The following is a 12,638-nucleotide window of genomic DNA, read 5'->3' on the forward strand; positions in this document are numbered from 1 at the left end:
GATGGTGTTAATTCATCGCAACAAAACCAAACTGTAACTATTGCCGATACTACCGCTCCAGTTGCTGATGTTTCGACTTTGCCAACTGTAAACGCTCAATGTTCGGTTGCGAGTTTAACCGCTCCAACTGCTACGGACAATTGTGCAGGAAGTATTGTTGGAACAACCAATGTAGTTTTCCCAATCACGGCTTCCACAACCATAACTTGGACGTATTCGGACGGTGTTAATTCATCGCAACAAAATCAAACCATTACCATTCAAGACACCGCCGCTCCAGTTGCTGATGTTTCGACCTTGCCAACTATAAACGCCCAATGTTCGGTTGCGAGTTTAACCGCTCCAACCGCTACGGACAATTGTGCAGGAACAATCACAGCAACAACAAATGCAGTGTTCCCAATCACGGCTTCCACAACCATAACTTGGACGTATTCGGATGGGGTTAATTCATCCCAACAAAATCAAATTGTTACTATTCAAGACACCACTAAACCTAACATTTCTTGCATAAGTGATCAAACTTTATCATGTGACACAACAATACCCGATTTTAGAAACTTAATTTCGGCTATTGACAATTGTGATGATTCTCCAGTAATTACACAGAATCCTGCTGCTGGAACGACACTTATTAACGGTATGAACATAAAAATTACAGCTACTGATAAGAACGGAAACAGTTCGGAATGCAACTTTACAGTATTCGAAGAAGCCATTTGGGTAAACGCTGGGGATGATGTTTACATAAAAGAAGGCGAAAGCATTCAACTTCATGCAACAGCATCGGCTACAGGAAATTTTGAGTGGGATACAACTTCAAGCTTAGATAATTTGCATAGCGCCACTCCTTTTGCAACACCTTCGGAAACGACTACTTATAAGGTTGTTTTTAGAAATTCGAAAGGCTGTACCATAGAAGATAGTATCACCATTTTTGTAGAACAAACCCCAAAAGATGATACCAAATATGGTTTTTCTCCAAACGACGATGGAATAAACGATTTTTGGAAAATTGATACTATAGAAGAATATCCTAATAACGAAGTTTACATATATAACCGATGGGGTGATTTGGTTTTTAATATTAAAAATTATGACAATGCCAGTAATGTCTTTAGTGGTATTGCTAATAAAAAAAGAAGTCTAGGAGCCGATGTTTTACCCGAAGGAACTTACTTTTTTGACATTAAAATAAACGGTAATCACCATCTTAAAAAAACCAAGGGATACCTTGTAATAAAACGATAAATAATGAAAAACAACTTTTTTACACGGACTATTATTGCCGTTTTGTTTACAATGCAACTTCAGTTTGTTTTTGCACAGCAAACCCCAGTTTTTGCTAATTACAGCTACAACACGGTGGTCATTAATCCCGCACATTCTGGTTATTATGAAGATGTTGATGTAACTTTTATAAATTCTGGATTCTTTAATTCGGTTGAGGGAAGTCCTAAAAACATAGGACTAACTGTAAATGCACCGCTGCGTTCCAAACATTTGGGATTGGCAGCGGGAATTGCAAGAGACCAAATAGGAGTTACAACAGCAACTAGTTTTTTTGGTGCTTACTCGTACAAAATCTTCTTCGATTCGGAATACGACCAAGGAAGATGGTGGGCTTATGACCCTAATATCTTATCATTTGGAATTAGTGCAGGAGGCACCATGTACAGCGAAGATTTATTAAGTCTAAAAATCGAAAATGACCCTGAATTTCAAAACAATGTCAATGCCTTTGTTCCTACTGTTGGTCTTGGTCTTTTGTACAATAAAGATCATATTTATTGGGGAATTTCGGCACCCAATATATTAGGAAACTCGCTGTCTTCTGAAAGAAATATTAATTTAAAAAATCCTTTTTACAGCTATTTTGGCTATCGTTTTTTTACCACTCAATTAGAGGAAATACTTGTAAATCCAAGCATGCTGATTAAATATGTTCCTGGAGCACCACTTCAGGCCGATTTTAATCTAATGATAAACTACATCAATAAAGTAGAATTTGGAGCAGGATACCGTACCAGCGAAACCGTCAATTTGCTGGCAGGATTTCATTTAGGAACTAATTTTAAATTATTATACAATTACAGCTATGCCCTAAAACAATATAATAATATCAATACCCACGGAATTATATTGAATTACAGGTTTGGCAAAGGGTACGAAGAAAAAGGTTTTAAATAAGATTCAATTATTCTAATTTAATCAAAAATTTTACTAGGCTAATAATTCCATTTTTTATATTAACTAACCAATTTCAATATTTTAACATAACTCATTTACTATTAGCCTACTTAAAATTTAAAAACTATACAATTTTTCAAGTAAAATTTAAAAATTTATTTATTTTATTAAGAATTATCTCTATATTTGAACTTGAAAAACAAAAATAACAAGATTAAATTTGTTAAATAAATAATTTAAATAATTGCTAAAATTATGATTCACTCTACCTCCATTTTCAGTTTTGCGACTATACGTAATGCATCAGACAAGAAAAAAATAGATCTTAATAAAAGTGTGATGCCAAGCACCGATTTATCAAAAAAAATAGTGCAAATCATAGAAACAAATAAATTAAGAGATGAAAAGATTAAGGCTCTAAACACATTTTTAAAAAATTATGTAGAAGGTTCAAAATTTTTCAAAACAGAACACGAATTATCTAAACAAGTAGTGTCTGATCCAAACATTAAAGATAAAAAAACAACTGATCTTGTAGAACAATTATATGACAACATAGTAGTTAATGTCTTAATTGGAAACACTCAATCATTGGTATATAAACTCATAATAGAAGAACTACAAACAATATTTCAAAAATTAAATGAAGAAACTATTAAAGATCCTAAAACAGTAAATATAATACTACCAAAAGGATTGTTACTTAATTTAGGCAAAAGTAATCTAACAGAATCTATAAATAAAAAAGAAACTGTTATCTCAAAAAAAACAACAGCTACTGAATCTGAAGAAAGATTAATTTCAAAACCAAGAACATTTATACAAGCTTCACATGGTAAATGGTATGATGCTGAACTAATGGGTAATTATATAGACATAAACCAGCAAACAGGCAATAATATTATGATATACAACGATGGCTGTCATACAAAAATTCCATTTCAAATTGCCGATTTAAGAGTTGTTGAAATTGAAACTATTGGTTATTTACCTAAGGAAATCGCACATGTAAATAATGTACAAGGCAATGAAAAACATACCAAAACTACCAGAAGATTAAAACGAATAGAAACTTTCGATTCATTTATTTCTGAGAACGAGATTACCAAAGAAACCGATACCCAATCTACCGAAAAATTTAGTATTGAACGTGAAGCTGCTCAAGTAAAAGAAGAGGAAAGCTCAATTAATGTAAATGCTAGTGTATCGGCTTCTTACGGTGTCGCCAAAGCTTCTTTGGATGCTGGTTTTCAGAATACCCAATCTGAGCAGACTGCAAACGCTACATCTCAGACATATGCCAAAGAAGTGGTACAAAAAGTGATCGATCGAGTAAGTAATAAAATTAGAAGTGAACGTAGTCTAAAAACGATAGAAGAATTTGAAGAAAATGTAGAGCATATTATAGACAACACCAATTCGTCCGAACCTAAATCTTATGTCTACAGATGGCTTAGTAAAATTGTAAAAGGAACTTTGAAAAATTATGGCAAACGTTTAATTTTTCAAATCGATATTGCACATCCATCCCATTATTATTTGTATCGCACCATGAATAGTCCAGTCGAAAAAGCCAACTATCCATTAGACCCTAGAATAGCCAAAATTAGAGATAATGAAATCACTGAAAAAGATGGCATTAAATTGTTTGATTATCTAAACCGAAATAATTATCAAGAGTTTGCTGATATTTATCAAGTAACCTTACCTTTTCCAAAAGATAAGGAATTGTTGATAGGTAAATCTTTCTGTGGAAAAGATGGTTTGATAGAAAAGGACATAATGGATATTGAAAAAGGCTACTGTGCAATTGAAGTAAAAGCAGTTGACTTGAGAGACGATTGGAATGCCGACAGTCAGGTCGGTTATTTTATCGGTGTTGAGGGGCAATTTAATGGTCCTGGCGAACATCATATGTGGGGAGGAGCAAGAGCATTTGGCTTAAATCGTTCCACAAAAAATATTGCTATTTCAGTTTTTTTCAAGGGTCCACATTATTCAATTCTAAATCTAGAAATTAAACTAGAACTAACAGATGAAGGAGAATTGGCATGGAAACAAGAGTGCTACAAGTTATTAATTGAAGGATACAATACTCTTAAAGAAGCTGCAGATATAAAAATGAATTCATGGAATATTAATGATATTGATATGAATCCAACTAAAAAAAGAGAACTCATCGCATCAGAATTAAAAAGAGATGCTTTGAAAAAAATTCTTGATTGTAATATTGCCGGACTCAATTTTACTGTTAATGATGAATACATAATTGGTGAAGAATACAATCAAAGTTGCTGTGTAGATGCTATTAATGCAGAAAAAGTTCGTTTCATAGAAAACTGTTTTGATTTTAAAAACATGACCTATGAATTATTCCCATACTTTTATGGAAATAAAAATAACTGGGATGCACAACTAAAATTAAATGACGAAGATCCTCATTTTGAAGCATTCTTAAAAGCATCCTACGCTAGTATACAGATTCCGGTACACCGAGATACTATGAAAGAACGTGCTGCTATCAATTTTATCTTAAACAATTCGATTGCAAACTATGCAGCTATACCTGCTAACGCACAAAATCTTATTGCTGAACTGGAAAATGAACCCGCAAGTCCTTTTGATTACGAAATTAATGCAAACCCTTCAATTCCACCTAAACCAATTACTACTGTAGATATTGGTATGTTTGAAGTCCCTACAGATCTTGTTATATTAGAATGTGGTACCGAAAGAGGTATTAAACCAAGAGAAGATCATGCTCTTTCTACAGCTATATTAGATCAATTTAAATCGCCTGCTATTATCGCTGATCCTTGTGTACATTAAAAATGAAAAAATAATTTGAGAATACTATTTTGAAATAATCAAATTTACAACGAATCATTTTGGAGACGGTATCTATAAAATATTAAGGAATGGCAAAAATAGAATTTAAAGAGTTAGAGCATATAGCTCTTGAAGGTGGCGGAGCAAAAGGCGTTGTTTATCTTGGTGCTATTGAGGCATTAGAAGAAAAAATGGAAGAAATTTGGCGTAAAGGTGAAGTTTTAAAAATGATTGAAGAAATAACACCTCACCTATCTCCTATACATAAAAAAGTAAAATACAATTCACTTTACAATGATTTAAAAAAAATAAACAGACCCAGTATTTTAAATTATTTCGACATCAACGGGCAACAACAAACTAAAATCAAAAGTATAGCAGGTTCATCCGCGGGAGCAATAACAGCTTTAGCACTAACATTGGGGCTAAACTCAAGTGATATAGAAAAAGTGCTAAATTATCCCTTTACTAATTTTTTAGAAGAGAAAGCTGTTGGTAAATACCGCATGATTGACAACTTGGGAAATTTAAAAATCGCACAAGATCATTATAAAAAAGTTGGTGGAGGTGAAAAACAACAGGAAAAATTTGAGTATCAGTTTAACCGTTATGCAAAAGTAAACGGAGAAATACCTAAGCTAATTTTACGTCAAACTCTAGTTGGTACAATTTTAGAAACTATCTTTTCAGGAGTAATCCATAAAATAGATGCAATTCAAAAAACGATTTCTCAAGACAATTTTAGAGATTTTATCCAACTACCATTACCAGGACCAGGATGGATTGATAGGCGCTTTGGTTATATAAAATCAATAGGAGTTTACAAATTTTTACAAATTCTTTTTACAGAAGGTCTATTTAGAAAGACGTTTCGAAAGCCATTGAAACTGGAAATAGATACTATTTGTAACCTAATTTGGGACAGAGGTATGTTTGCCGGCTTTAGTGTTAGAGAATTTTTTTTTGATCTTATTATTTACGCAGCGACGAGAGATACTCATTTTCAGCGAGGACTTTTAGAAAAAAAGTTGTTTACCAAAACAGAAATTGATGATATTAATAAAGCATACAAACATTTCGAAATAGGAAAAAGACCAGATGCCAAATTGGGACATGAAAGATATTTTAAATATTTGCAAAGTCTTACTTTTGATGATTTCTACAAAATTACAAATATCAACCTTGGATTTAATGTAACCAACATGACCCACGGAACATCCTTGCTTTTTTCACACAAACATACCCCAAATTTTTTACTCTTGGAAGCCGCTGCTGCATCTATGACAATACCTCCAGCGATAAAGCCTTTGTACACAGAATTGGATGTTTTTGAATTTAACAAAGAAAAAATTCCTGAAAAAATAATTCAAGGCAAAAATTTCGATATGGATATGTATCAAATTCACGAGTTTGCTGTAAAGAAATATATTTCAGTAAAGAATAAAGCAGGTATACACATTGACACAAATAATTCAATAAACAATAGTGGGTATTTAAACCTAATGCGAGAAGTTTTTAATTATCAAAATTTCAAAGATGAAGAAATAACTGTTGATGAAAAAAATATTATTCCCGTAACAAAAGATTTGATAAAGTATTATTACAATTCTGCCTACAAAGGTATGCTTGTAGATGGAGGTACAGTAAATAACATTCCCTATAGTTTTTTTAGAGAAGAAAATTTAGTTAACGAAATGCCTCTTCCTCCTAAAATTAAAAATGACATTTCTAGTATGCAAGGAGTATTGGCTCTTAAACTAGATGGCCTATTTCCTCCGGAAATTTATATTGCTTTTAATGAAGCCATGGATAAGATTTTAAAAGAAGATGCAGAAAAAAAAGATACAGAAAAAAAAGATACAGAAAAAAAAATAAACAGAAAAGTTTTAAAGCGTTCTTATAACGATCATTGGATGGATATTGATGGAACAAGGCAAAGAAAAATCAATACCAAAATTGAATCTGAAGCTAAAAGAATTTTATCAATAAACAAAATTAACATAAAAGAATATGGAACATTTCAAGACATCATATTTAAACTTCTAAAATCATATGCTGCTGAAAAAAGTATACCGCCATGGAAAAAGCAGGTAAGTATTCTATCATTGGTTGGGACACTACAACATAATCTATCTGAAACGAACCAAATCAAATACCTATCAGATCACAATCATATTATCCCTTTATACAGCTATGGAATTGACACCTATGACTTTGAGTTAAACAAATTTACAAACTTAATTAATTTATCCAACCGAAAAGCCAAAACAGCTGTTTTAAAATATTTTGATACGTAAATACAAAAAAATAACCCTATTCTAAAAATAGTTAACTTTGAAATCACACACAAGTTCAGCAGAAAAATTATTCATTCAATCTTAATTTGAAAAGGACAAAATCGAAACCCTAAAAAAATTAAAAATGATGCCCAACAGAAGTCAAATTGATTTTATATATAGAGTCTAGAAACAAAAAGCGATAATTCATTTTATTAGAATTATCGCTTTCTTTGTTAAAACAAACTAAATAATACGATTTTTATTGGAGATTATATTGGGCAGTTGCTGACAACGCTTTCCCTGTAGATGTCGCCTCTTTTTTTAATATTCCATCTACATAAATTTGAACTTTAAGTGTTGATGATGTAGAAGCTCCAACTCCGTTCATCACAATGTTAGCTACGTATGCATTTGCTGGCACAACAATCTCCGAGCTATTCCAAGTTGTTCCACTAAGACTTGATGCGGTTGTTAAACTGGTATCATACCCATAAACAACCATTCCTACATTAGCATCAGAAGAAGTTACAGCTTTGAATACGACCTTTTTTGAAGTATTAGATGAAGCAGGTGAATCATCATCACTATTACAAGAAGTTAATAGCAATGTAGAAAATAATAATAGAAATAATGCTTTTTGCGAAAATAGATTTTTCATTTTTTTTGGTTTTGAATTCATAAATTTTAATTTGATTGTTATAAGTTAATTCATGCTGTATAGAGATTAATAAATAAAAAGGTTGCATCCCCTTTTTTTTATAAATTCTATTTTTTTAATGTGTACACCACGTTGTAATTTAAGTTAAAGAAGTTTTTTTGTCATATCTGTAATTATCTAAATGATTCTTGTTATTAGCAACTACTCTTTTGAATAATTATTTTTAAAGTTTATATGTAATGCCAATTTTACCTCCGCTTGTTGCATTACCTCCCCCAAGCTCAAAATTTACTGCAATCTTTTGATTGAAAAAATACCTGCCGCCCACTTGTCCAGCGACTCCAAATGGTTTATCATCTACAAACGAAGTATTAGTATCTGCATCTTTTATAGTCCAATTATAATAGTTTACGCTTAAGCCTGCATAGCAGTCCCACTTGTTTTGAATATTTAAAACTTTATTAAAATGATAGTTAGCATTAACTTGTAAACCAAGAATAGTACTTTTAATATCATATATTTTATAGGATTGATAAGATGCTTCCGCACCAATAGTTATATTATCTGTAATTCCGTAGTCCAATCCTATATATATTGGCGTACCCCATCCGGAAGAACCAAACCCTGCATTTAATTGTATTTTTTGCTTTTCCAAAGGTGCTTGAGCTTTAGAAACTGTAATTGCTAATAATGATAAAAAAAGAAATAAATTTTTCATAAGAAATGATTTTTTTAATATTTTTTAGTTGTTATTGTTTAATAAAAAAGACTATTAGTCTTCACAATATTACTTTATAATTTGAGGGGGACAAATACCTATAAAAAAGTAATTATTTTTACCTGATTTCAGGTAGTTTTATCTAGTTAAGATTTAGCTTCTAATTTGTATTTTTGAAACCACATTTGTTATCGAAAGGCTTATTCAACTTTACTTTATTGTTTCTCCCTATAGTGTGTTGCCTGCTATCACACTAATATAAATGTTAGATCTATGAAGAAATTTATTTTACTAATAATAACAGTCATGTCTTTTTTAAGTTTACATGCTCAAAAACCATATGAGTTAGGCAGTAGTCAAAAAATTATTGATAGTTTAAAGACAATTTTAGCAAAAGAAAAATCAGATAGCTTACGAAGTATTATTTATTTTGAACTTTCACGGCTTTATATTGGGATTGATTTAAAACAGGTCAAAAATAACTTATCAGAGGCTAAGAAATTAATTCATGGCAATCCGTATTTGAAAGATGTTTCTTATTACTATAATGCCCCGTATAGCTATTACACTTCAAAAAACCTAGATACTTATTTAAAGGATTTAATTGTTATAAATGAAAAATTATTAAAATACAATATTCCTGAAGCCAAGATCTTAAGATTAAAAACACTAATCAACTTAAGTGTAATTCAAGGCTGGAAAAACAATGAGTTGGAATCGAAAAGGATTCAAATTGAAGAAGCTATTCCTCTTGCAAAAAGCATTTATAATAATGAACTATTAGGCACAATTTACCTCTCTCTTGCCAAAACTTTTTTTAATGAAAATAATTTGGACAAAGCCGAATATTATGGTAATCAAGCAATAAAAATTATTGAAAGTAGAAAATTGAAATCCTCTAAATATGACGAAAATCTATTCTTAGCTTATATATCTTATGCAGAAACTCTTTCACTTAAAAAAAAGTTTAATGAGTCTGAAAATATTTTAGATAAAGCGAATCATTTACTAAAGCATTATCCAAATTCAAATTTATATTGTAATTATTACTATACAAAAAGTTTCATAGAACTTAAAAGAAGTAACTATTTAAAATCACTTTTCTATGTAAATGAAGGGATAAAAAAAGCAACCACATTTGAAGACTTTTTTTTTGTTTATAGACTGAAATTATTAAAAATTGAATTACTAAGACACCAAAAAAAATACCTTGAGGCTAAAGTTCTAATGGCTCAGGTTTTAGAAAGTGAATACCAGCAAATAGATGAAAAAAGAGATAATTATAAAGAGATTGCATTTTTCTGTAAGCAGCTCAAAGATTTTTCAAATTCTGTAAAATATTATGAAAAATACATTGAATTAAGTGATAGTTTGAATGCTACCAAAACAAATAATAACATAATAGAACTCGAAGCCAAATACGATAATTCAGAAAAGCAAAAGAAAATTATTAGCCTTGAAAAAGAAAAACAAAAGGCAACACTTATTGCTGAAAACACTAGATTGTATAGTGTAATGTTTGGCTTGTTATCTTTAATTTTATTATTGGTTATATATTTTCTTTGGCAAAATGCGAAGGCACAAAAATTATTGACATTAGAAAAGGATAAAAATTACAATCAGAAACTCTCTTTTTTAAAAACTCAAAAAGAAATTGAAGTAATGCAAGCAATGATTGATGGTGAAGAAATAGAGCGTAAAAGAATTGCACGAGAATTGCACGATGGAATTGGAAGTAAACTCTCTGCACTAAAGATTTTAATGTTTCGATTTAACAATAAGCAGATTAGCAATGATAATTTGGCTCAATTTAATGAATTACTAAGTACATCAATTACTGAATTAAGACAAGTTTCCTATAATTTAGTCCCAGAATCACTTTTAAAATTAGGCTTAGAAAATGCTTTAAGCGATTTATGTTATCTTTTACATTCTGAAAAAGTAAAAATAGAATTCCAAGTGTTTAATATTACAAATACAATTCCTATTTCGATTCAAATAAATATTTACAGAATTATCCAAGAATTATTAAATAATGCTTTAAAGCATTCAGATTGTTCTGAAATTCTAGTTTCATGTAGTCAGAATGAAGATTCGTTTTTTATTTCGGTAGAAGATAATGGAAAAGGGTTTGATGTTTACAGTATTGAAAAAAAAACAGGGTTAGGAATAAAAAACTTAAAAAACAGAGTAGAATTATTTAGTGGAGCATTCAATCTTGAAAGCAATAAATCAGGAACTTATTATAATATTGAACTTAAAATATGAATACTTCCAAAAAAATAAAAATAGCAATTTTAGATGATCATCCTTTAATAATAGAAGGATTAAATCTACTTTTTTCTAAATCTGAAGATTATGAAGTTATTTCTGGATTTACCAATAGTACCAGTTTATTTAATTTCAAAAAACTAAATTCAATTGATATTTTGTTGCTTGATGTCTTTTTAAAAGATGATAATGGAATAGATGTATGCTTAAAAGTTAAAAAATACAATCCAAAAATAATTGTATTAGGAATGAGCAGTCAGTCTGAAAGAAGTATTGTTTTGCAAATGATAAAAAATGGAGCAAATGGATATTTATTAAAAAGTGCCAATCTGGATGAGTTTATTTATTGCATAAAAAATGCAATAGAAGGTAAAATTGTTTTCAGTAAAGAAGTTGAGACATTAATGAATATAGCCCATTTTTCTGACTTAAAAAGTATTCCTAGACTAACCCAGAGAGAAAAAGAAATTTTACAACTTTTAATTCAAGGTAAATCAACTCAAGAAATATCAGAAATTTTGTTTTTAAGTTTTTTAACAGTACAAACACACAGACGTAATATGTTAAATAAATTTCAACTTAAAAATGCAGTTGAATTAATAAATTTTGTAAATCAAAATGGATTGTTATAGTTGAGAGTTACTTTTGTCTTATCACAATTTTCAGTGATACTGTTATTGGCATTATATCATAAAGTATGTAAGTGAAAAGATGTTATGTTCGTCAAACTCTAACACCTACATTGAATAACAAATCCGAGATCTCTACAATTTTGAGGTTTTTGCTTCTTCCATCTCAATGATAACCGAAAACGTACTACGTCACCATTGCCTGTCCAAAAATACCCTTAAAATCTGTTTGTTTAATCGCTTAGCTAAATAGTCATTAAATCAAAGTAGGTCACAATAATTGAATAAATTACCTAAAATCAGGTAGATAAATTTACTTGTTATTGGGTATATCAGGAGAGTACTAGAATCTATACATTTGAAAAATGGGTCTCAGAAAAAACGATATTTATTTAATCATAAAATTCATGAAAGTAAAAGCTATCGCTCTGAATAAAGAAGCTAATCGTAGACAAGGAGAAAATAAATGAATTAATAGTTTTTTTGTAAATGAATTAATTTTAAACACATTAAAATGTTCGTTAAATTATTGAGCAGCAATAAAAAAATAGAGGTTGCTATAACCAAGATATTTAATTTCTAAATCCAAAATGAAATCAATATTCGATAATACAACAAGAGTAGAATTAATTAATAGGATAATGACTTTAAATGACAGTTCTATTCGTCAATGGGGAAAGATGAATATTCATCAAATGATAAAGCATTGCATTCTATGTGAAGAAATGTATTTGGGAAAAACTAAATACAAACGTAGTTTTATTGGATTCCTATTTGGAAAAATTGCATTGAATATATTGATAAAAAATGAAAATCCTAAAAAAAAGAACTCCCCAACAAAGGTTGATTTTAAGAACTTTGAACTATTAGGGAATATTGAAACAGAAAAATTGAAGTGGATAAAACTTGTTCAAGAATATGAAACTTACACTGAAAAAGAATTCATTCATTGGTTTTATGGAAAAATGACCAAATACCAGATAGGAATATCAGTTTACAAACATATCGACCATCATCTTAGACAATTTAATTCCTAACTTAAATTGATTTTGTAACAAGAAATG

The 12,638-nt window shown here is 30.1% G+C and carries 9 protein-coding genes; 7 read left to right on the forward strand and 2 right to left on the reverse strand.

All coding sequences use genetic code 11. The features are described from left to right. From GWR14_RS05435 to GWR14_RS05450, 4 genes are all read left to right on the forward strand, one after another. A partial coding sequence (locus GWR14_RS05435) for a gliding motility-associated C-terminal domain-containing protein (protein WP_163408061.1) occupies positions 1-1,251 on the forward strand: 1,251 nt, incomplete at its 5' end. Positions 1,252-1,254: 3 nt separating this feature from the next. Continuing rightward, entirely contained in the window at positions 1,255-2,190 is a 936-nt protein-coding gene (locus GWR14_RS05440; RefSeq protein WP_163408062.1) for a PorP/SprF family type IX secretion system membrane protein, read from the forward strand. Between the two features lie 255 nt (positions 2,191-2,445). After that, positions 2,446-5,019, forward strand: coding sequence for a hypothetical protein (locus GWR14_RS05445; protein WP_163408063.1), 2,574 nt, complete (start codon positions 2,446-2,448; stop codon positions 5,017-5,019). A gap of 89 nt (positions 5,020-5,108) precedes the next feature. Then, a complete protein-coding gene (locus GWR14_RS05450; protein ID WP_163408064.1) occupies positions 5,109-7,316 on the forward strand; it encodes a patatin-like phospholipase family protein in 2,208 nt (735 codons plus the stop codon). A gap of 241 nt (positions 7,317-7,557) precedes the next feature. Here the strand turns inward: GWR14_RS05450 and GWR14_RS05455 are convergent, their stop codons facing one another. Together GWR14_RS05455 and GWR14_RS05460 are read right to left on the reverse strand one after the other, a co-directional pair. After that, complete coding sequence (locus GWR14_RS05455; protein WP_246236287.1) at positions 7,558-7,905, reverse strand: hypothetical protein; 348 nt, start codon at positions 7,903-7,905, stop codon at positions 7,558-7,560. 274 nt (positions 7,906-8,179) lie between these two features. Then, positions 8,180-8,674 carry an outer membrane beta-barrel protein gene (locus tag GWR14_RS05460; RefSeq protein ID WP_163408065.1) on the reverse strand — a complete coding sequence of 165 codons (495 nt, stop codon included), beginning with the start codon at positions 8,672-8,674 and terminating at the stop codon, positions 8,180-8,182. Positions 8,675-8,947: 273 nt separating this feature from the next. On the opposite strand from GWR14_RS05460, the gene GWR14_RS05465 reads away from it, so the two are divergent. From GWR14_RS05465 to GWR14_RS05475, 3 genes are all read left to right on the forward strand, one after another. Continuing rightward, the gene (locus GWR14_RS05465) at positions 8,948-10,942 is read left to right on the forward strand and encodes a tetratricopeptide repeat-containing sensor histidine kinase (RefSeq protein ID WP_163408066.1); all 1,995 of its coding nucleotides are present in this window, start codon (positions 8,948-8,950) and stop codon (positions 10,940-10,942) included. Beyond that, entirely contained in the window at positions 10,939-11,577 is a 639-nt protein-coding gene (locus tag GWR14_RS05470; protein WP_163408067.1) for a LuxR C-terminal-related transcriptional regulator, read from the forward strand. Before GWR14_RS05465 ends, GWR14_RS05470 begins: the two co-directional genes overlap by 4 nt. Positions 11,578-12,164: 587 nt before the next feature. Then, positions 12,165-12,611: a DUF1569 domain-containing protein gene (locus GWR14_RS05475; protein ID WP_031456952.1), complete on the forward strand. Its 447-nt coding sequence runs from the start codon at positions 12,165-12,167 to the stop codon at positions 12,609-12,611. Positions 12,612-12,638 lie beyond the last annotated feature (27 nt).

It is taken from the genome of Flavobacterium ajazii (genome assembly GCF_010614725.1).
Classification (GTDB): Bacteria; Bacteroidota; Bacteroidia; order Flavobacteriales; family Flavobacteriaceae; genus Flavobacterium; species Flavobacterium ajazii.

What these genes read in the sequence shown, in the direction of transcription:
- GWR14_RS05470 (WP_163408067.1), top strand. Translation starts at nt 10,939, where the DNA reads ATGAATACTTCCAAAAAAATAAAAATAGCAATTTTAGATGATCATCCT.
- GWR14_RS05465 (WP_163408066.1), top strand. Translation starts at nt 8,948, where the DNA reads ATGAAGAAATTTATTTTACTAATAATAACAGTCATGTCTTTTTTAAGT.
- GWR14_RS05440 (WP_163408062.1), top strand. Translation starts at nt 1,255, where the DNA reads ATGAAAAACAACTTTTTTACACGGACTATTATTGCCGTTTTGTTTACA.
- GWR14_RS05450 (WP_163408064.1), top strand. Translation starts at nt 5,109, where the DNA reads ATGGCAAAAATAGAATTTAAAGAGTTAGAGCATATAGCTCTTGAAGGT.
- GWR14_RS05460 (WP_163408065.1), bottom strand. Translation starts at nt 8,674, where the DNA reads ATGAAAAATTTATTTCTTTTTTTATCATTATTAGCAATTACAGTTTCT.
- GWR14_RS05475 (WP_031456952.1), top strand. Translation starts at nt 12,165, where the DNA reads ATGAAATCAATATTCGATAATACAACAAGAGTAGAATTAATTAATAGG.
- GWR14_RS05445 (WP_163408063.1), top strand. Translation starts at nt 2,446, where the DNA reads ATGATTCACTCTACCTCCATTTTCAGTTTTGCGACTATACGTAATGCA.